We start from the raw sequence: 19,283 nt of genomic DNA, 5'->3' as shown, positions 1-19,283 counted from the left end.
TTCAGCGGTCGCGCAGGCGAACGAGTCGTTCGTGTCCGGTCTCTTCGAGCTCGGCGATCTGATCGCGGGACTTCAAGAAGTCGGAGAACGACCGGTAGCCGAGTGCCTTCTCGCTGAACGACGGGTCCATCCGTCGCATGTGCGTCTTCACCGCTGAGCTGTGCAGCCAGTCGTCGGCATCTGACTTGTCGTGCCCAAGGCGAAGCGCACGCTCGAGCAGGGCGGTGGCTTCGTCCTGCTCAGTGAGCTGCGGCGACTCAGGCTCGACCTCTGCCGGCTTCGGCGTCTTCTTCGCACGCGTGCGGCTGGTCGACTTCGCCTTCGCGGGGGCCTCGGCTTCGACCTCGACCTCGACTTCGGGCTCGGCAGCAGGTGCGGGCACCGTCTTCTTCGGCACCGGACGCGATACCCCAGGCAGCGAGTCATACGATCCGAACTCGTCGCATGCCGCTGCCAAGGACTTCGCCGTCGATCCTGCGACACCCACACCGATGACGTAGCGTCCGAGGCGCTTGCAGCGCTGAGCGAGCGGCACGTAGTCGCTGTCGCCGGCGACGATCACCACGTGGGTGAGATCCGGCAGACGGAACATGTCTTCCACAGCATCCACGGCGAGACGGATGTCAGCGCCGTTCTTCGCGTAGGCCGCAGCAGGGAAGAGCTGTACGAGATCGACAGCACGCGCCACCAGCTGCGAGCGGTACACGGCATTCACGGGGGAGGACCAGTCCGCATAAGCGCGGGTGAGCACCAGAGTGCCGAAGGAGGCCGCGTAATCGATGATCGCCCCGACCTCGATCATGGCGTCCTTCAGTCGCTCGGCGACCTCGGGGTCAGTGGGGTTCTCGGCGATGCGCTGCCGGTCCTTGCCGTAAGCGTTTCGGCCGTGCACGCGGTCGTACCAGGAGATGACGATGTTGTCGAAGTCCAGGTACACCGCGACGCGGGCGTCCGCACTCTCAGCCATTGATGGGCTCCTCGTTCGGGTATCGGACGCCGATCTGCGCCCGGATCTCATCGAGCGTTCCCATGATCGCCACCGTCTCGGACAGCGGCAGGATGTCGCCCTCCAGCAGCTCGGCGCTCACGAGACGCTCGGCGGCGATCGCCTGGAACTGCATCCCGCGGCCATCGACCTGTGATTCGTAGGTCTCCCGGACCTCGCCGTTCGAGGCGATGACCCGGAATGTCGTGGGGGTGTACCAGACGTGATCGATCTCGATGCGCCCTTCGGTGCCGATGATCGCCGCGGTATTCGGGCCGGCTGCTCGCGATGACGACAGACTCGTCGAGACGGCGCCGCCGGCGTGCGTCATGATCGTTGCGACCTCGGCATCGGCGCCTGTGTCGGCCAGACGCGCGGTGGCCTGGACGGTCTCTGGCCTGCCCAGAATGTCCCAGATGAACGAGACGGGGTAGATGCCCAAGTCGAGCAGTGCGCCGCCGCCGAGGGCGAGGCTGTTCAACCGGTGCTCAGGGTCGTCGGTGATCTTCTGCGTGTGGTCGGCCATCACCGCGCGGATCTCGCCGAGCGCCCCGCTTGCGATGATCTCGCGGATGCGCACCATGTGCGGCAGGTACCGTGACCACATGGCCTCCATCGCCAGCAATCCGCGCTCGGCAGCGATCCGCTGCAGCTCTTCGGCCTCGGCCCGATTGACCGTGAACGGCTTCTCGACGAGCACGTGCTTGCCGTTCTCGAGCGCGAGCTTGGCGCCGTCCTTGTGCATGGGGTGCGGCGTGGAGACGTAGATGATGTCGACGTCGGGGTCGGTGACCAGCGCCTCGTACGAGTCGTGCGCGTGGGGGATGTCGAATTCGGCGGCGAAAGCATCAGCGGACTGCTGAGAGCGCGAGCCCACCGCGACGACATCGAGACCCGCAGTGCGCAGATCCGAAGTGAAAGCGTGGGCGATGCCACCTGTGGCGAGGATTCCCCAACGAAGACCGGTCATGCTCTCAGCGTAGAGCAGAGATGAGAGGCGCCTACGGCACGAGCGTAATCTTGCCGTGCGCCTGGTGCGCCTCGATCAGCCGATGAGCTTCGGCGGCTTCGCTCAGGGGGAGCTCCGCCCCCAGCTCGACCTGGAAGTCGCCGCTCGAGATGAGATCGATCGCCACTGCGACGGCTTCTGCGCGCCAGGCGAGTTCCTGCTCGGTGAGGGGCTCGGGGGAGCCGCCGCTGAATGCGCGGATGCCGTAGTCCGCAGCATCCGGACCGCGCACGATCGTCGCGATGCGACCGCGGTCAGCGACTAGTTCGATCGAGGTCTCGATGGCCTCATCGGTGCCGGCGCAGTCGAGCGCGACGGTGACCTCGCTTGCTGCCGCTTCGCGGACGCGATCAGCGAGTCCCTCACCGTAGGCGACCGGGATCGCTCCGATCTCACGGAGCTGTTCGTGGCGGGCGGGGCTCGCGGTGGCGATGACCTTCGCGCCGCGGGCGACCGCGAACTGGATCGCCGCCTGTCCGACAGCACCAGACCCCGCGTGCACGAGGAAGATGTCGTTCTCGGCCACGTCGAGCGAGCGGACGCACTGGTATGCCGTCCCGATCGGGATCGACAAACCCGCAGCCTCAGCCGCGGTGACGGCATCGGTCAGCTTGTCGAGGTTCTCCGTGGCCACAGCGAGGTGCGTGGCGTACGTGCCGAGGGCGTTGCCGATGGCGACGCGATCGCCGACCGCGAACTCCGTCACGCCCTCTCCGAGTGATTCGATGACTCCGGCACCGTCGAAGCCGACGCGGCGAGGCTCGACGATCGGTGCGGACGGCCGCTTGCCGCTGCGCCGCTTCGCATCGAGCGGGTTGACGCCAGCGGCCTCGATGCGGACGACGACCTCCCCGGGAGCTGCGACGGGGGTGGGGATGTCGATCAGATGCAGGACATCAGGTGAGCCGAATTCGGTGTAGACGATCGCACGAGCCATGCCGCCAGGCTACCCTTCGACAGGCTCAGGGACCGATTTCGACGGGCTCAGGGTCCGCAGGCTCAGCCGCCCTTCAGAGCCTTCGCGATTCGTTGCGGTGATACCGGCTGTGCGGTGCCGAGGCGCTGCGCGAAAATGCTCACGCGGAACTCCTCCAGCAGCCAGCGCGTCTCGACCAGCTCCGGTGTTGCATCCGCGGAGAGCGGCGTCGTGCCGCCCGCATCCGCGAACGACTGCGCGGCGCGTTCGTACTCCGTCATCCGAGTGCGGTCCTTGCCCGGCTCGTTCGCGAGGGTCTTCAGGCGGTCGAGCATTCCGTCCAGGTACCGGGGGAAGTGCACGAGGCGCGCCGTGCCCGCGGCAGAGATGAAACCCGGATGCAGAAGAGCGCTGAGCTGGGATCGCACATCGTTCAACGGTCCGAGCAGGGCGAGAGAATTCTGCGACTTGATGCCGCGTTCGACCTCACGAGACTTCGTCAGGATGCGCGCGATCAGAGAGACGGTCTGAAAGAGCTCTTCGACGAGCGTCGCGCTCACGGCGTTTCGGACCTGCTCGTATTCGGCCTTGTTACGGACAGCGTGAGCAGGCAGCGCCGCGGTCACGACAGCGCGACGGGCATCCTCGATGAGAGCTGCGACCGAAGGATACGGTGACGCTGCGAGCGCCAGCTTCTCCTGCGAGGTGAGGTGCTCCTGCACATAGGAGGCGGGGGAGGGGACGTTCAGCAGCACCATTCGCATGATGCCGTCGCGGGTGGCGTGCTCCGCAGCATCCGCTGTCGCCTCGAGCCGCACCGAGACGCTCTTCCCCCGGTCGATGATCGCGGGGTATCCGCGCACGACTCCGCCGGCGACCTTCGTGTCGAGGACGGCGGGAAGATCATCGAAGGTCCAGTCCGTGAGCCCGTCCTGTTCGATCGACGTGCGAGCGGATGCCGCGGCAACTGCGCTCACGTCGGCTTCAGGCCGGGTCTTGGCGGGCCGAGAGATGGAACGGGCGACACTTGCCCGCGCGCGGTCGGAGAGCGAGTGCTGCAGTTCGCCCAGGGCGCGCGCGGAGCCCGCCACGCGACCGCGCTCATCGACCGCGCGGAAGTTCATCCGCAGGTGTCCTGGCACACGCTCATCGTCGAAGTCGGCAGCGGAGACCGGCTGATTCGCAAGCGGCTGGATGAGTCGCGCGAGAGCCTCCTTCAGCGATCGCTCCGGTCGTCCCTCGTGGCCTTCAGGACCTTGGGCGGCGAGCTCTTCGCCGAACTTCTCGGCCCAGTCCGCGGCGGGAACGACGTGTCGTCGGATGGTCTTGGGCAGCGCGCGCAGCAGCGCCGTGACAAGGTCTGCGCGCAGCCCTGGCACCTGCCAGTCGAAGCCGCGATCCTCGATCTGAGCGAGCAGCGCGAGCGGAACCACGACGCTCACACCGTCATCGGGTGCCCCCGGTTCGAACCGATAGGCGAGACCGAGGATCTGATCGCCCTGCGCCCAGCGGGTGGGGAACTCGTTCTGATCAGCGCGCTGCTCGTCCTCAATGAGGTCGCTCTCGCGCATGACGAGCAGCTTCGGCGTCTTCTGGAGCGCTTCACGCCACCACTTCTCGAATGAGCGCACGTCGAAGACATCCGCAGGGATTCGGTCGTCGTAGAAGCGGAAGATCTCTTCGTCGCCGGCGAGAATGTCGCGTCGCCGCTCCCGCTCCTCGAGCTTCTCGAGCCGCTTGCGCAGTTCGCCATTGCTGCGCCAGAACGCGCTGACGCGCTTGTCGATCCGGCCTGGATCCCACTCGCCCTCCACGAGGGCGTGCCGCACGAACAGCTCTCGTGCGGCTGCGCGGTCGATGCGCGCGAACTGGATGCGCCGGCGGGCGATGATCTCGACACCGAAGAGAGTCACCTTCTCGTAGGCGACGGCGGCACCGGCGTCCTTGGACCAGTGCGGCTCGGTGACCTGGCGCTTGGCGAGGTCACCGGCGAGAGATTCCGCCCACGCGGGGTCGATCGCTGCGACCGTGCGGGCGAACGTGCGCGACGTCTCGACTACTTCTGCCGCCATCACCGCGCGGGGGCTCTGCTTGCGCAGGCCCGACCCAGGGAAAATCGAGAAGCGGATGCCTCGGGCACCGCGATATTCGGCGAACCGGCGCTTGGGATCCTTCTGGCTCTTGGCCTGGCCCTTCGGAGGCGTCTGGGAATTGCGCTCGTCGAGGATGCCGATCTGCGAGAGCAGGCCCGCCAGGAGCGAGCGGTGGATCGCATCAGGGTCGGCTGCGCCCGACGGCTTCTGCGAGCCCGTCTTCGCAAGGGACTTCAGCTGGCGATGCACGTCGAACCACTCGCGCACCCGGACGTAGTTCAGGTACTCCGACCGGCACAGCCGCCGGAACGCGCTGGAACCGAGCTCGCGCTGCTGCTCGCGCAGGTGATTCCAGAGGTTCAGGATCGCGAGGAAGTCGCTGGTCGGGTCGGTGAAGCGCGCGTGCATGCGATCTGCGGCATCCCGCACAGCCTGCGGAGCATCCTGGGATGGGCGCTCGCGAACATCCTGAATCGTCATTCCCGAGACGATCGCGAGCACTTCGTCGACCACGCCGGCGCGCTGCGATTCCCGCAGCATCCGGGCAAAGCGAGGGTCGATCGGCATGCGCGAAATGTCACGGCCGATCTTGGTGAGGCGGGTGCCATCGACCGCCCCGAGCTCGGTGAGCAGATCGAAGGCGGCTTTCACTCCCCGCGAATCGGGCGGGGTGAGGAAGGGGAACGCGGTGATGTCGCCGAAGCCCAGCGAAAGCATCTGCAGGACGACCGAGGCGAGAGAGGTGCGCAGGATCTCAGGTTCGGTGAACTCCGCTCTCTTCTCGAAGTCTTCTTCCGAGTACAGGCGGATCGCGATGCCGTCGCTGGTGCGGCCTGCGCGTCCTGAGCGCTGATTCGCGGATGCCTGCGAGACCGCCTCGATCGGCAGCCGCTGCACCTTCGAGCGGTTGCTGTATCGCGAGACGCGGGCGGTGCCGGTGTCGACGACGTACTTGATGCCGGGGACGGTGAGGCTGGTCTCGGCGACGTTCGTGGCGAGGACGACGCGGCGGCGGACGCCCGCGATCTTGCTCTTCTCGAAGACACGGTGCTGCTCGGCGGCAGAGAGCCGTCCGTACAGCGGCAGCACTTCCACCGGTGCCTTCGTGGACTGATAGGCGGCGCGGACAGCATCCGCGGCATCCCGGATCTCCGCCTCGCCGGGGAGGAACACGAGCACGTCACCGGGTGCCTCCTGATCGAGCTCGCGCAGCGCTGCGACGATCGCGGAGACCTCGTCTTCCGCATCCGCCTGTTCGTCTTCGGACGGACCTCGGTACCGGATCTCGACCGGATACGTCCGCCCCGACACCTCGATGACGGGGGCGGGCACCGGATCGGTCCCCGGGCCTGTCGAAGGCCCGGCGAAGTGCTTCGCGAAGCTCACCGGATCGATCGTCGCCGAGGTGATGATGACCTTGAGATCGGGGCGTTCGGGCAGGATGCGGGTGAGGTAGCCGAGCAGGAAGTCGACGTTGAGCGAGCGTTCGTGCGCCTCGTCGATGATGATCGTGTCGTAGCGGCGCAGGAGCCGGTCGCGGTGGATCTCGTTCAGCAGGATGCCGTCGGTCATCAGCGCGATCCTGGTCTGCGCCGATACCTGATCGGTGAAGCGCACTTTGTAGCCGACGAGTCCGCCGAGCTCGACCTGCAGCTCTTCCGCGACGCGCTCGGCGATCGTGCGTGCGGCGAGGCGCCGCGGCTGGGTGTGCGCGATGCTCGTGCGCCCGAGCTCGAGGCAGATTTTGGGCAGCTGAGTGGTCTTGCCCGATCCGGTGGCACCAGCGATGACGACGACCTGGTTGTCACGGATGGCGTCGGCGATCTCCTCCCGCGCTGCGCTGACGGGCAGCTCCGGGGGATAAGAGATGACGGGAGAAGACATAGCCCTCCATCGTAAGCTGGTCCCATGACTATTCCTGCGACCACACTCAATGACGGCCATTCCATTCCTCAGCTCGGTTACGGCGTCTTCAAGGTGGATCCGGAGGCGACGGAGAAAGCCGTCAGCGAGGCGCTGGAGGTGGGGTATCGTCACATCGACACTGCCGCGATCTACGGCAACGAAGAGGGCGTGGGGGCGGCGATCGCGAAGAGCGGCATCGAACGCTCTGAGCTCTACATCACCACCAAGCTCTGGAACGATCGTCACGACGGCGATGAGCCGAACAAGGCGATCGCCGAGAGCCTCGACAAGCTCGGCCTCGAGCAGGTCGACCTGTACCTCGTGCACTGGCCGACACCCGCCAAGGACAACTACGTCCACGCGTTCGCGAAGCTCATCGAGCTGCGCGAGCAGGGGCACACCCGCAGCATCGGCGTCTCGAACTTCCTCGTGCCGCACCTCGAGCGCGTGGTCGCCGAGACCGGCGTCACCCCCGCGGTGAACCAGATCGAACTGCACCCCGCGTACCAGCAGCGCGACGTCGTCGAGTGGGCTGCAGACCACGGCATCCGCATCGAAGCGTGGGGTCCGCTCGGCCAGGGCAAGTACGACCTGTTCGGCACCCCGGCCGTGGCCGATGCGGCAGCCGCACACGGGAAGACGCCCGCACAGATCGTGATCGGCTGGCACCTGCAGAAGGGCAACATCGTCTTCCCGAAGTCGGTGCATGCCGAGCGTCTGCGTCAGAACCTCGATGTCTTCGACTTCACGCTCACCGGCGCCGAGATCGCCGCGATCGACGCGCTTGACCCCCAGGATGGATCGGGCCGAGTGGGAACGCACCCCGAAGACTTCAATTGAGTTCTTGAGCGTCCAAGACGCCGCATTGCGTTCGATGACGCCCCGTGTCACTTCTCGTGCCGCGGGGCGTCTTCGTCGCTAGCGTCGTCATCATGTCCGCTCCCTTCCGCATCGTCGCCGTCTCTGGCTCACTCCACGAGCCCAGCAAGACGACAGCCCTGGTCCGCGCGATCGCAGACGCTGTCTCCGCACGTGCGGAGACCAGCGTTCAGCTCATCGAACTCACCACGATCGGGCCGTCCCTCGCGGGGGCGCTGCGGCGAGAAGACGTGCCGCCGTTCATCGAGGAGCAGCTGGTCGCCATCGAGCAAGCCGACCTTTTGATCGTCGGCAGTCCGGTTTACCGCGCATCGTTCACCGGGCTGTTCAAGCATCTGTTCGACTTCGTCGGCCAGTACGCGCTCGTCGGCAAGCCTGTGCTCCTGGCCGCCACGGGTGGAGGAGAACGGCACGCGCTGATCATCGAGCACCAGCTGCGGCCTTTGTTCGCGTTCTTCCAGGCGCTCACCCTGCCCGTCGGCGTGTACGCGAGCAACACGGACTTCGATGGATACGTGATCAACTCCGACGTTCTGGCGGCGCGCGTCGCGCTCGCCGCAGACCGCGCGCTGCCCCTGGTCGGCTATGCCGCATCGCGATCCGTCGAGCTCCTGGTCTGACGCATCAGGCTCGGCGTAGCGTGAGGTCATGACCAATCGCCTCGCTGACACGCTCAGCCCGTACTTGCGGGCGCACGCCGACAACCCCGTCGACTGGTGGCCGTGGGGAGCGGATGCTTTCGCGGAGGCCCAGCGGCGCGGGGTGCCGCTGCTCATCTCGATCGGCTATTCGACGTGTCACTGGTGTCATGTCATGGCCAGGGAGTCATTCTCGTCTCCCGAGACCGCAGCACTCATCAACGAGAACTTCGTCGCGGTCAAGGTCGACCGCGAGGAGCATCCGGATGTCGACGGTGCGTACATGGCCGCGGCTTCCGCATTCACCCAGAACCTGGGCTGGCCGCTGACCGTGTTCGCGACTCCGCAGGGGCGTGCGTTCTACGCGGGGACTTACTGGCCGCCGCAGGCGCAGGGGCAGGTGCCGGCCTTCCATGACGTACTCACCGCGGTGCACGAGGCATGGACGCTGCGACGCGAGCAGGCTGTCGAATCGGCGGATGCCGTCGCCGAGGCGCTTGCCGCCGCCGCTGTCATCACGCCGTCGGATCTGCCGGGCCTCGCCGCGCTTGCTGCCGCTGCGGGTTCGATCGCCGCGCGAGAGGACCGGACGTTCGGCGGCTTCGGGGGCGCGCCGAAGTTCCCGGTGGCGACGACCCTCGGGTATCTGCAGCAGCCGCTGGTGCGCGGTGAGACACCGGATGCTGCGGCCGCAGCCGACCGTGCGCTCACAGCCATGGCGGCATCCGCACTGCGTGATGAGGATGGCGGGTTTTTCCGGTATGCCACCCAGCGCGACTGGACAGTGCCGCACTACGAGCGGATGCTGACCGATAACGCACAGTTGCTGGATGTCGCCGTGCGCGCCGGCGACGACGCGACGGCTCGCGGGGTCGTCGCGTTCCTCCTTGACGTGCTGCGCCGGGATGGTGGGGCGTTCGGCGCTGCGCAGGACTCGGAGTCGTGGATCGATGGGCGGCGCAGCGAAGGCGGTTACTATCTTGCGGCGTCGCGTGGAGGGCTCGAGCCGCCGGCGGTGGATGGCAAGGTGATCACCGGATGGAACGGGCTCGCGATCGCAGCCCTCGCCAGGGCGGGCGCGGCGTTGGACGAGCGGACATGGGCGGATGCCGCGGCAGCCGCCGCATCATTCGTATCGTCGGTGAACCGTTCGCCGGATGGTCGACTCGTGCGCGCCTCACTGGACGGGGTGGCATCGACGGCGGTGGCGACACTCGCCGATGTGGGCCTGTTCGCGGAGGGGCTGTTTGCGCTCGCGGTGGCGACCGGAGAAGTGCGGTGGGCGTTGGCGGCGCGCGAGCTGCTGAATGACGTGCTCGACGGTGGCGTCGACGGCGACCCCGTGCTCGCAGCGCAGAATGTGGCGGCGGCGCCGGACCAGACGGACGGGGATCTGCCGTCCGGAACAGCAGCGGTCGCGGGTGCCTCGCTGGCGGCCTGGCGACTGGGCGCGGGTGAGAAGTACCGGGCAGCCGCCGAAGAACAGGTGCGAGCACAGGCGTCAGCTGCTGTGCAGCATCCGTTTGGTCACGGCTCGCTGCTGGGAATCGCCGCGGCACTCATCGACCCGCCCCGTCAGATGGTCGTGGTGGCCGAAGATCGCTCCGGGGCTCTGGCTACGGCATCCCGCCGCGTCGATGCCGACGTCATAGCGATCGTCACGCCCGCTCAGGCGCGGGAGTTCGCCGATGCCGGGTTCGAGCTGTTCGCCGGGAAAGATTCCGGCGCAGAGCTCGCGTACGACTGCCGGGCGTTCGTCTGCCGGTTACCGACCGCGGATGCTGGCGCGTTGAAGTTCGAGCGCTGAGGCCACACGCTCACGTCGTTTCCCGCACGATGACCCATGATGGAGCCTGTACCCACGCTCCGGGGTCACGGCCCAGCATGAGCAGCGCAGCGCGGCGGCCGAAGGACTCGGCATCGATGGACACTGTGGTCAGCGCGGGCCGCCAGAGCTGTCCGTGCATCCCGTCATCAAAACCGATCACCGCAAGATCCCTCGGCGCATGAAGCCCCAAACTCTCCATTGCGTTCAGGACCCCGAATGCCACGTCGTCACTGCTCGCAGCGACTGCGGTGACCGATGTGCTCTCGGCGATGGTGCGGACCGCGGCGATGCGTTGATGCGGGTCCTCACCCAGCGCGATGTGCAGTGGATGAATCCGCTCGATTCTGAGATCCGCAGCGATTCGGGAGGCTTCTTCCACGGAGATCGCTGGGGCTCTGCCGAGAGTGAATGGGAGGGCGAACGCGATCTCGCGGTGTCCTCCTTCTGCGAGATGGCGGAGTTGAGTGAGCGTGTGAAAAGCGAGCCCCGTCCGATATCCATCCACGATGGCGAACAGAGGATGGTTGGCATCAGCGTCGGCGAGGAGAGCGGGCAGATCAAGCACCGCACGCGGCATCAGAGCTCCGAGTGCTTCGGCCGGCGCTCCGCCATCGATGGTGTCGGGGCCAGCAGTGACGAGCAGCGCGTGCTGATGTGCACGCAACTCCTCATTCATGCCGACGATGAATCGATCGAGGCTGTGCCCGCCAAGCATAGATCCGACCTTCAGGAGCACGATGCGGGACATCCCTTCGCGGAGCGCCCGGGCCGCGCTGTGCGGGACATAGCCGAGTTCGGAGGCCGCGCTTAGCACGCGATTGCGGGTCTGCTCGGTGATGGTTTGTCCCCGAGTCTCGTTCAGCACGTAACTCACGGTTGCCGCTGAGACCCCGGCAGCATCCGCAACATTCCGGATCGTTGGCTTACGGAGAGGTGGAATCATCTGGGCACGCTACCACTTAATCGATTAAGTAACTACGCTGAACGAAATCAACGTACGGAGCACGGCGAGAAGGAGCAATTCATGAAGGCTTGGCAGTATCTGGGAGACGGCGCGCCGATCCAGATGAATGAAGTTGCAGCACCGGACCCGTCACCGACGCAGGTGATCATCGATGTGAAAGCATCTGGGCTCTGCCACTCTGACCTGCTTTACATGGAACTGGGTGATGGGATGATGCCCTTTCTTCCTATGACGCAGGGCCACGAGAACGCCGGTGTGATCTCCGCGATCGGTTCCGAGGTCGTCGGGTTCCGGATCGGTGATGTCGTCGGCGTCAACTCCTCCGGCGTGCAGCCGCCTCTGGGAATGTTCACGCCCGGTGGCTTCGCCGACAAACTCGCGGCGGACTATCGCGATCTTGCACGGGTACCCGCGGGCCTGGATGTTTCGCTGGCCGCACTCGCCACGGATGCGGGAATGACGTCGTACCACGCGATGATCAAGGAGGGCGGCGCGAAGGCAGGAATGAAGGTCGGGGTCATCGGCTTTGGAGGCCTCGGACAGATCGGTGCTCGCGCCGCGGTACTCGCCGGCGCCGAGGTCCACGTCGCTGAGAGTAAGAAGGACGTGTGGCCGGTTGCGCTCGCGGCCGGTGTCGTCAGTTGCGTCGAGGATGCGGATGAATGGGCAGTCGCGCCCGGCGGAGACCCGCTCAATTCAGCATCCGGTTTCGACCTCATTGTTGACTACGCCGGTTTCGAGACGACTCAGAAGGCGATCAACGCGGTCAAGCGTGGTGGCACCGTCGTGCAGGTCGGACTCGGCAAGCAGACCTTCACGGTCGTCACCTCGACGCTCCTCGGCAAGAAGCTCATTGGCTCTCTGGGCGGAACGGTGCAGGACATCGAGGAGGTCTTCGACCTCATGCTCTCTGGAGAGATCACGCCGGTCTATGAGGAGATCTCGTTCGAGGAGATCGGAACGGGGCTTCAGAACCTGAAGAATGGCGAGGTGACGGGTCGCCTGGTCGCCCGGTTCGGTGACTGATCTTCCGGATGCTGGCGAGCTGCTGCTCGAGCGCTGAGCGCTTCAGCCCGCGGCAATGCCGTGGGCGCGGAGCGCGCCTCGCAGCTCTGCGATTCCGACGAAATGGTGGGTGCGGATGCCGAGGGCCTCTGCCCCGGTGAGTTTGGTGGGCGAGTCGTCGGTGAACAAGACCTGGCCGGCGGTGAGCCCGAGTACGTCGAGAACGTGTTGGAATGCGCGTTGGTCAGGTTTCGCGTGGCCGATGGTGGCGGAATTGAAGATCGGGTCGAAGTGCGCGGTGAGCCCGGCCGCCACCATCTCTTCGGGGGCGGCCTCATTGGCGACGTCGACGGCAATCTGCCCGATCCATTCCTGGCGACTGATTCTGCCGTCGTGACCTGATCGAGGGCCGCGGTCGAGAACGCTGCGCGGGTGAGCGCGCCGGGGTCGACCCCGTGGCGCTGTTCGATGTCGGCGACAGCGGCTGAATCGAAGTGTCGAACAACCCCGTCGAGGTCGAAGAGGACGGCGCGGATCATGATCGCCATTCTGCCCGCAAAAACTCGGTTCGACGCGTGGTTGAGGGTATATGGCGAATCTTTGTTCGAATGTCGGTGGTGGTCGATTAAATGGAAGGTATGAACAGCGTTGTCGCCCAGATCGAGAGTCTCGACGAGACTCTCGCCAGTGCGATGCGCGAAATGTTCGCAACCGAGACGATTCCCGATCTTGCGGGCGAAGACATCGCGGCGCTTCTGGTGGCGACCGGAAAGCTGCAGCGACGGCTCGAGGGACTACAGGTAGAGGCAGCAGTGCAGGTGAGCGAACGCTCCCAGGGCATTCGCGATGAGCGACTCACCACGGCGTACGGCTGCGCGCGTCCGACCGAGATGATGCGGATGCTGACGCTCAGCGATTCACGTTCCGCTAACAAGCGGATGAAGGCAGCCGGCTTCGTGCAGCGAGTACGCGGCATCACCGATGGGGCTTTTCTTCCGCCGCGTTACCCGATGCTGCGGGACGCGATGATTTCGGGCGACCTGGGTCTGGAGGGCTTCCTCGCTGCCATCGAACCGCTCGAGGCCGCTGGCACGCGGATCACCGCCAGCGCGCGAATCGAGGCCGACCGCCAGCTGGGGGCATTCGCTCGGGGGATCTACAGCGATCTTGATTCCGGTTCGGATGCTGTGCAGGGCCCCTTGCCGACCCCCGAAGAACTCAGAGCGCTCGCGACGGTGCTCGTTGCCTACCTTGACCCCGATGGTGCCGAACCCTCCGACGAAGTGGCACAGCGCGAGCGCAGCTTCACCATCGGGCGGGTTCGCAACGGCACCGCTCGCGTGGCCGGCAACCTGCTGCCCGAGGTCGCCGCTCAACTGAAACTGCTGATGGACAGCTCGTTGAATCCTCAGGTTGACGGCCCGCAAGATCTGGGCGTGCACTTTGTTCCCTCTGAAGACGAAGCGCTCGGTGATGACGACTCATGCCCTGACACGACCTACGTCGACACGCGCAGTCGCACGCAGAAGCAGCACGATGCCTTCGCGAGCATGGTGAATGTTGCTGCTCGGGCCGGAGACGTCTCCGATCTCGGTGGAGCCGCGCCAACACTCATCGTCACAGCGAACGCCGAAGACTACGCCACCGGAACCGGTTGGGGAACGGTCGTCAACACCGGAGACCTCGTGCCGATGAGCGTCGCCGCCCAGACCGCGTGCGCTGGCGGTATTCAGCGGGTTCTCTTCGATGAGAATGGCCGCATCGTGTCGCTGGGAACCTCCGCCCGGATCTTTAACGCCCTGCAGCGTCGGGCGATCGTGATTCGCGATGGCGGATGCGTGGTTCCCGGATGCATGATCCCGGCGACCTGGTGCGAAGTGCACCACGTTCAGGAACACGCGGCCGGCGGCCCGACCCACACCGATAACGGGGTACTGCTGTGCTGGTTCCACCATCGCACACTGCATCTTTCGCATTGGCAGGTTCGAATGCGGGACGGGCTGCCTGAGATTCGGGGTCCGGAATGGTGGGATTGCGAAAGGCGCTGGTGGCCGGCCAGAAAAACTCGGCCGAAAGCGCGGCAACCCGTCTGACCAGTGACCAATGACGCTGACCAGCCTGCTCAGATCCAGGTGGGGATCCAGTTGTGGATGAGCCAGAACTCGTACGGCACGCTCATGCCGGTCCACACCGGGTAGTAGAACGCCGAGACGAGCACCACGACGACGAGGAACACGATCACGGTGCGCTCGCCGGCCTGTCGTCGGTACAGCGGATCCTGACGTCGACCCGCGATATCGCGCAGCGCGAGAACGAGCGCGAGAACGAGGAACGGCACCATCACGACCGTGTAGAACTGGAAGATCGTGCGCTCGGGGTACAGCAGCCACGGCACGTAGGTGACACCGAGTCCGACGAGCGGTAATCCGTAAGTCCACGGCATCGGGCGGCGCTCGATGAGACCGCGCACGAACCGATACAGCAGGTATATCGCGCTCGCGACCCCGGCGTACCAGATCAGCGGATTCGGCACAGTCGAGATCACCGACATGCAGTGATCGGTGCCGCAGGTGTCGTCACCGCCCACCCATACCGCAGTGGGCCGGATGAGCAGCGGCCATTCCCACGCAGGACTCGCATAAGGGTGCCCCGAATCGAGACCCACGTGGAAGGCGTAGATCGCCTCGTGGTACTTCCACAGAGCCACGAACGGGTTTGCATCCGACTGGCGGTCATAGCCGCCGGCAGTGACGAGCCAGCCCGTCCAGGTGACCAGATAGGTCACGACGGCCACCGGCACCAGCAGCAGGAACGAGACGACACCCTGGCGGGCGACAGCATCCATCGGCCAATACGCAACGCCCGCACGACGTCGAGCGAGCGCATCAGTGACGACGAGATAGATGCCGAAACCTGCCAGCGCATACAGGCCCGACCATTTCACGGCTGTCGCCGCGCCCAGCGCGACGCCGGCCGCCACCACCCACGGGCGACGCCAGATGATCGGTCCCCACAGCAGCTCGCGGTCGTCGGTGGCGGTGTATTCCACGAGTGGAATGGAACGCCTCCGGTCGATCAGGATGAAAAAGAACCCGAGCAGGACGAAGAACGTCAGGATGCCGTCGAGCAGCCCGATCCGGCTCATGACGATGCTCAATCCATCGATCGCGATCAGCAGCCCCGCCACACTCGCCGCGACGATCGAGCGGGTCAGCTCTTTCGCGACGAAGTACACCAGCAGCACGGTCGCCGTGCCGATGAGAGCGATCATCAATCGCCACGCCGCGCTGTTCCCCGCGCCGAAGAGTCCCATCCCGAGCGCAATGATCCACTTGCCCAGCGGCGGATGCACGACGAAGCTGCCCGACGTGCTCAGGGTGCTCGTGTCACCTGTCAAGAACGCCTGGTTCGCGCCATCGCCCCAGGTGCCCTCGTAACCGAGCAGCCACAGCGACCAGGCGTCTTTGACGTAGTACGTCTCGTCGAAGGCGAGCGTGTGCGGGTGGGCGAGGTTCGCCAGGCGCAGCACCGCCGCGAGCGCGGTGATCACGAACGGTGCGAGCCAGGAGATGACGCGTCGCCACTCCGGATCGAGCAGAAGGCGGTCGCGCAATGTGCCCCACGCAGTCAGGCGCTCCGCAGGAGCAGGGAGCAGGGGTGCAGGTGCGGACACGGCATAAGCCTACGGCGCGCGCCTAAGCTGAACGGGTGATCATCCTCGCGGCGACCCCGATCGGCAATCTCGGCGACGCATCCAAGCGTCTGATCGAGGTGCTCGAGAACGCGGAGATCGTGGCGGCAGAGGACACCCGCACCACCCAGCGGCTGCTGCGGGCGCTCGCGATCGAGAACCGTCCGCGTCTGATCGCTCTGCACGATCACAACGAGAAGCACAAGGCCGCCGAACTGGCCGCGCTCGCAGCGGAGCAGGACATCGTCGTCGTCAGCGATGCCGGAATGCCGGCGGTCAGCGATCCCGGGTACGCTCTGGTGGCCGAAGCCGTCGCACAGGGCGTCACCGTGACCGCCATCCCCGGACCGAGTGCGGTCATCATGGCGCTCGCCATCTCGGGGATGCCGACCGACCGCTTCACTTTCGAAGGGTTCCTGCCGCGCAAACCGGGGGAGCGGCGCACAACCCTCGGAAAGCTCGCGACCGAACTTCGCACCATGATCTTCTTCGAGTCGCCGTCGCGTCTGGCCTCGTCGCTCGCTGACATGGGCGCGGCCTTCGGAGATGCCCGCCGCATCGCCGTCTGCCGTGAGCTCACCAAGTTCTACGAAGAGGTTCGGCGCGGCACAGCCCCCGAGCTGGCCAAGTGGGCCGAAGCCGGAGTCAAGGGCGAGATCGTGGTCGTCGTCGAGGGCGGGGCACGGGTCGAGACTTCGGCGGAGGATGCTGTCACCCAGGTGCAGCAGCTCGTGGCCTCCGGCATCCGATTGAAAGACGCCTGCGCAGAAGTCGCCGCGGCGACGGGCCTGTCTTCGCGCGACCTCTACCAGCAGGCGCTCGCCGCGCGCTCACAGTGACCGCTCCTATGCAAAAGTCTCGTCCTCCTGACGCGCAGGCTGCACGAGGGAAGCGACGCTGACCCAGACCGGCCAGCCGATCAACCACACACCCGTCACGAGCCACACCCGCCAGATCCAACTGGTCAGTTCGGCGGTGCGCGTGGGGTCTGCGACAATCCACGTGATGCCGCCGAGTACAACGGTGGCGATCACCGCGCACAGCACCATTCGGCCCCAGTCCTTCCACTCGTGCAGGACTCGGGCGCGGCCGCGCGCTGGCAGTTTCGTCGGTGCGGGACCATTTGCGAAACGGTGCGCGAACCAGACGTCGACGCTGTGAATGACGCGATGCCCGAACGCGACGGTGAAGCCGAGGTAGACGGCGCCGAGACCGTGGGTGAAGTCGGCGGTAGCGCCTGCGACAGTGAGGTCCCACGCGATGAGGCTCAGCAGGGCGATGTCGAGCAGTGGCACGCACAGCAGCAGCAGCGTGGAGAGCCGTTTCATCCGTAACAGATAGCGTACGGCGAGGCCGCCGAAGAGCACGACCCAGAAGCCGATCTCACAGGCGAGGATGGCGGCGAAGATGTTCATGCTTCCACGCTGATCGAGATATCGCGGGCACGGATCCTGCGACCGGCCGGGATCGTCTCCTCCGTTCGAAGGAGGTCGGATGCCTGGAGATCGGGCAGGATGAACACATGCTTTGGTCGCGCCTTGCCTCGGGCACTCATCGGCTGAATGCCCGGCCTCGTACCCGCGACACGATTGTCGCCGTCGCGTACCTGGTGCTGGGCCTCCTGCTGCTGCAGTTCGGCGGTTACGGTATCTGGGCGGCGCTTCTCTCTCTCCCGACGATGGGGCCGTGGAGCACAGGGAGCGGCTTTCTGCTGCTGTTAATCCTCATGTCGGCACTGGCGACCCTGCGCTCATCCCGCCCGTTCCTCGTCCTGGCGCTTGGCACACCACTCACTGCGGTCGACTTCTTCCTCGGCGGCAGCCTCGGGGTCGTGCTGCTGTTCGCCGATTTCGTCTACTGCGCCTTTCGTTACGGCGGCGATCGTGGCGTGCGAACCCTGCTGGTGACCATCGTTGTGACGATCGCGGCGACGGCGCTTACCCTCCTGCTCTGGCCCGGGGTCTCGGTGCGCATCGTCACGGTCGTCCTTCAATGGGCGCTCATTGTGCTGATCGGTGCGCTGTGGGGCTGGAACGTGCGCAGCGAACGACAACGCACCCGCGCGGTGATGAGCGCGGAGCATCGGCAGGCCACGCAGCAGCTGCGGCAGAAGATCGCCCACGATCTGCACGACCTCGTCGCCAACCAGATCGCCGTCGCAGGGCTCAACATCGAAGCTGCGCGGCTGCGGTTGGGACAGATGACTGAGATATCTGCTGAGGCAGATGAGAGCCTCACACAGGCAGCCCACGGCGCCGACGAGGCGCACCGCCAGCTGCGCCGCCTCATCGCCGTACTCACCACGGTCGATGACCTCGCTGACGAGACCGCGCCGCTGCGCATCCAGCACATCGACGACCTTGTGCCCATCGGCCGCACCCTCGTGCGCGAAGGCGCCGACCTCGACGTCGCGCTGACCGCATCGCCGCGATCAGCCGGAGTTGCGATGCGCGCCATCCACGAACTCGTGGTGAACGCGGTCAAACACGGCGAGGGCGACATCGTGCTGCGCACACGAGTGGGAGAGTCCGGACCGGTCACTGTGCAGATCGAGAACCGCATCGCCTCGCCGGGGGCGTCTCGCACCGCCATCGGCCGCTCCGGCATCGGCATCTCGGGCGCGACCCTGCTGCTGGGCGGCATCGGTGCGAGTGTCGAATCCGCGCCGACGGGGGACGGACGCTGGAGAGCGGGCCTCGCCCTGAAGGAGGAGCAATATGGCTGACGGCATCCGCGTTGTCATCGTCGACGACCATGAAGCGGTCCGCAGGGGTGTCGCGGCCATCTTGCAGGTGGACCCGGGTATCGAGATCGTCGGCGAGGCAGAGAACGGCTTCGACGCCGTCGACCTGTGCCTGCGCGAGCAACCCGACGTCGCACTCGTGGACCTGCGGATGCCAGGGACCGACGGTATCTGGGCGACGGAGCGGATCACCGCAGCGACCCGAACACGAGTGCTGATGCTCACCACCTTTGATTCCGACGACCTCATCGCGGCTGCGCTGGCAGCCGGCGCGCACGGCTATTTGCTGAAGACGACCCGCGGCGCGGAGCTGATCCAGTCCGTGCACCATGTCGCCGCGGACCGTCATGTCATCGATCCTGCGATCGCGGGCGGACTCATCGCGCAGCTGACTCGGCAGAGCGACCAGCAGCCGACGCCCGCAGCACCGCTTCCCGATCTCACCCCGCGCGAGACCGAGGTGCTCGCTCTGGTCTCCGATGGTCTGACGAATCAGCAGATCGCCGACCGCCTGCACATCGGTATCACCACGGTCAAGACGCATGTCGGCGCGCTCTACGACAAGACCGGGGCATCCACCCGTGTGCTGCTGGGGCAGCTCGGCCGCCATACGACGTAGCCACCCAG

At 66.0% G+C, this 19,283-nt stretch carries 16 protein-coding genes; 8 read left to right on the top strand and 8 right to left on the bottom strand.

Going from position 1 to position 19,283, the window contains the following annotated elements:
* Nucleotide 1 precedes the first annotated feature (1 nt).
* The 4 genes from ACTU6V_RS13255 to hrpA all read right to left on the bottom strand — a co-directional run bounded on the left by ACTU6V_RS13255 (nucleotide 2) and on the right by hrpA (nucleotide 6,887).
* Nucleotides 2–967, bottom strand: a complete 966-nt coding sequence (locus ACTU6V_RS13255; RefSeq protein WP_443475815.1) for an NYN domain-containing protein — start codon at nucleotides 965–967, stop codon at nucleotides 2–4.
* Complete coding sequence (locus ACTU6V_RS13250; RefSeq protein WP_443475814.1) at nucleotides 960–1,955, bottom strand: Gfo/Idh/MocA family protein; 996 nt, start codon at nucleotides 1,953–1,955, stop codon at nucleotides 960–962. The genes ACTU6V_RS13255 and ACTU6V_RS13250 overlap by 8 nt, the downstream gene beginning before the upstream one ends.
* 31 nt (nucleotides 1,956–1,986) lie before the next feature.
* Nucleotides 1,987–2,931, bottom strand: a complete 945-nt coding sequence (locus tag ACTU6V_RS13245) for a quinone oxidoreductase family protein (protein ID WP_443468990.1) — start codon at nucleotides 2,929–2,931, stop codon at nucleotides 1,987–1,989.
* A 62-nt stretch (nucleotides 2,932–2,993) separates the two neighbouring features.
* Nucleotides 2,994–6,887 (bottom strand): ATP-dependent RNA helicase HrpA, encoded by a 3,894-nt coding sequence (hrpA, locus tag ACTU6V_RS13240; RefSeq protein WP_443475813.1) that lies wholly within the window; start codon nucleotides 6,885–6,887, stop codon nucleotides 2,994–2,996.
* Nucleotides 6,888–6,911: 24 nt separating this feature from the next.
* Here hrpA and ACTU6V_RS13235 point away from each other — a divergent pair, with 24 nt between their 5' ends.
* The 3 genes from ACTU6V_RS13235 to ACTU6V_RS13225 all read left to right on the top strand — a co-directional run bounded on the left by ACTU6V_RS13235 (nucleotide 6,912) and on the right by ACTU6V_RS13225 (nucleotide 10,232).
* The gene (locus tag ACTU6V_RS13235; protein ID WP_443475812.1) at nucleotides 6,912–7,748 is read left to right on the top strand and encodes an aldo/keto reductase; all 837 of its coding nucleotides are present in this window, start codon (nucleotides 6,912–6,914) and stop codon (nucleotides 7,746–7,748) included.
* A 92-nt stretch (nucleotides 7,749–7,840) separates the two neighbouring features.
* Entirely contained in the window at nucleotides 7,841–8,407 is a 567-nt protein-coding gene (gene msuE / locus ACTU6V_RS13230) for an FMN reductase (RefSeq protein WP_443475811.1), read from the top strand.
* Nucleotides 8,408–8,435: 28 nt separating this feature from the next.
* Nucleotides 8,436–10,232, top strand: coding sequence for a thioredoxin domain-containing protein (locus ACTU6V_RS13225; protein ID WP_443475810.1), 1,797 nt, complete (start codon nucleotides 8,436–8,438; stop codon nucleotides 10,230–10,232).
* Nucleotides 10,233–10,242: 10 nt separating this feature from the next.
* Here ACTU6V_RS13225 and ACTU6V_RS13220 read toward each other — a convergent pair whose 3' ends face one another.
* Complete coding sequence (locus ACTU6V_RS13220) at nucleotides 10,243–11,196, bottom strand: LacI family DNA-binding transcriptional regulator (protein WP_443475809.1); 954 nt, start codon at nucleotides 11,194–11,196, stop codon at nucleotides 10,243–10,245.
* Nucleotides 11,197–11,277: 81 nt separating this feature from the next.
* On the opposite strand from ACTU6V_RS13220, the gene ACTU6V_RS13215 reads away from it, so the two are divergent.
* Nucleotides 11,278–12,243 carry a zinc-binding dehydrogenase gene (locus tag ACTU6V_RS13215; RefSeq protein ID WP_443475808.1) on the top strand — a complete coding sequence of 322 codons (966 nt, stop codon included), beginning with the start codon at nucleotides 11,278–11,280 and terminating at the stop codon, nucleotides 12,241–12,243.
* Nucleotides 12,244–12,285: 42 nt separating this feature from the next.
* Here ACTU6V_RS13215 and ACTU6V_RS13210 read toward each other — a convergent pair whose 3' ends face one another.
* Nucleotides 12,286–12,540, bottom strand: a complete 255-nt coding sequence (locus ACTU6V_RS13210) for an HAD-IA family hydrolase (RefSeq protein WP_443475807.1) — start codon at nucleotides 12,538–12,540, stop codon at nucleotides 12,286–12,288.
* A 320-nt stretch (nucleotides 12,541–12,860) separates the two neighbouring features.
* Between ACTU6V_RS13210 and ACTU6V_RS13205 the strand changes: the two genes are divergently transcribed.
* Nucleotides 12,861–14,315, top strand: coding sequence for an HNH endonuclease signature motif containing protein (locus ACTU6V_RS13205; RefSeq protein ID WP_443475806.1), 1,455 nt, complete (start codon nucleotides 12,861–12,863; stop codon nucleotides 14,313–14,315).
* 29 nt (nucleotides 14,316–14,344) lie between these two features.
* On the opposite strand, the gene ACTU6V_RS13200 is transcribed toward ACTU6V_RS13205, so the two are convergent.
* Nucleotides 14,345–15,895 (bottom strand): dolichyl-phosphate-mannose--protein mannosyltransferase, encoded by a 1,551-nt coding sequence (locus tag ACTU6V_RS13200; RefSeq protein WP_443475805.1) that lies wholly within the window; start codon nucleotides 15,893–15,895, stop codon nucleotides 14,345–14,347.
* 35 nt (nucleotides 15,896–15,930) lie between these two features.
* Between ACTU6V_RS13200 and rsmI the strand changes: the two genes are divergently transcribed.
* Nucleotides 15,931–16,752: a 16S rRNA (cytidine(1402)-2'-O)-methyltransferase gene (rsmI, locus tag ACTU6V_RS13195; RefSeq protein ID WP_443475804.1), complete on the top strand. Its 822-nt coding sequence runs from the start codon at nucleotides 15,931–15,933 to the stop codon at nucleotides 16,750–16,752.
* 6 nt (nucleotides 16,753–16,758) lie between these two features.
* Here the strand turns inward: rsmI and ACTU6V_RS13190 are convergent, their stop codons facing one another.
* Nucleotides 16,759–17,328 (bottom strand): hypothetical protein, encoded by a 570-nt coding sequence (locus ACTU6V_RS13190; protein ID WP_443468983.1) that lies wholly within the window; start codon nucleotides 17,326–17,328, stop codon nucleotides 16,759–16,761.
* 107 nt (nucleotides 17,329–17,435) lie between these two features.
* On the opposite strand from ACTU6V_RS13190, the gene ACTU6V_RS13185 reads away from it, so the two are divergent.
* Both ACTU6V_RS13185 and ACTU6V_RS13180 read left to right on the top strand, forming a co-directional pair.
* On the top strand, nucleotides 17,436–18,638 hold the full coding sequence (locus tag ACTU6V_RS13185; RefSeq protein ID WP_443475803.1) for a sensor histidine kinase: 1,203 nt from the start codon (nucleotides 17,436–17,438) through the stop codon (nucleotides 18,636–18,638).
* Nucleotides 18,631–19,275: a response regulator gene (locus ACTU6V_RS13180; RefSeq protein ID WP_443475802.1), complete on the top strand. Its 645-nt coding sequence runs from the start codon at nucleotides 18,631–18,633 to the stop codon at nucleotides 19,273–19,275. The genes ACTU6V_RS13185 and ACTU6V_RS13180 overlap by 8 nt, the downstream gene beginning before the upstream one ends.
* Nucleotides 19,276–19,283: the final 8 nt, after the last annotated feature.

This window comes from Microbacterium zouquanmingi, from assembly GCF_052266675.1.
Classification (GTDB): Bacteria; Actinomycetota; Actinomycetes; order Actinomycetales; family Microbacteriaceae; genus Microbacterium.
The sequence above is the reverse complement of the archived record's forward strand: the minus strand, read 5'-3'. Positions and strand labels throughout refer to the sequence as shown.

Excerpts from the sequence above, each read along its gene's own strand:
- ACTU6V_RS13235 (WP_443475812.1), top strand. The coding sequence starts at position 6,912 with ATGACTATTCCTGCGACCACACTCAATGACGGCCATTCCATTCCTCAG.
- ACTU6V_RS13225 (WP_443475810.1), top strand. The coding sequence starts at position 8,436 with ATGACCAATCGCCTCGCTGACACGCTCAGCCCGTACTTGCGGGCGCAC.
- ACTU6V_RS13190 (WP_443468983.1), bottom strand. The coding sequence starts at position 17,328 with ATGAACATCTTCGCCGCCATCCTCGCCTGTGAGATCGGCTTCTGGGTC.
- ACTU6V_RS13205 (WP_443475806.1), top strand. The coding sequence starts at position 12,861 with ATGAACAGCGTTGTCGCCCAGATCGAGAGTCTCGACGAGACTCTCGCC.
- ACTU6V_RS13180 (WP_443475802.1), top strand. The coding sequence starts at position 18,631 with ATGGCTGACGGCATCCGCGTTGTCATCGTCGACGACCATGAAGCGGTC.
- ACTU6V_RS13215 (WP_443475808.1), top strand. The coding sequence starts at position 11,278 with ATGAAGGCTTGGCAGTATCTGGGAGACGGCGCGCCGATCCAGATGAAT.
- ACTU6V_RS13210 (WP_443475807.1), bottom strand. The coding sequence starts at position 12,540 with ATGGTGGCGGCCGGGCTCACCGCGCACTTCGACCCGATCTTCAATTCC.
- ACTU6V_RS13250 (WP_443475814.1), bottom strand. The coding sequence starts at position 1,955 with ATGACCGGTCTTCGTTGGGGAATCCTCGCCACAGGTGGCATCGCCCAC.
- ACTU6V_RS13245 (WP_443468990.1), bottom strand. The coding sequence starts at position 2,931 with ATGGCTCGTGCGATCGTCTACACCGAATTCGGCTCACCTGATGTCCTG.
- hrpA (WP_443475813.1), bottom strand. The coding sequence starts at position 6,887 with ATGTCTTCTCCCGTCATCTCTTATCCCCCGGAGCTGCCCGTCAGCGCA.
- msuE (WP_443475811.1), top strand. The coding sequence starts at position 7,841 with ATGTCCGCTCCCTTCCGCATCGTCGCCGTCTCTGGCTCACTCCACGAG.
- ACTU6V_RS13255 (WP_443475815.1), bottom strand. The coding sequence starts at position 967 with ATGGCTGAGAGTGCGGACGCCCGCGTCGCGGTGTACCTGGACTTCGAC.
- ACTU6V_RS13185 (WP_443475803.1), top strand. The coding sequence starts at position 17,436 with ATGCTTTGGTCGCGCCTTGCCTCGGGCACTCATCGGCTGAATGCCCGG.
- ACTU6V_RS13220 (WP_443475809.1), bottom strand. The coding sequence starts at position 11,196 with ATGATTCCACCTCTCCGTAAGCCAACGATCCGGAATGTTGCGGATGCT.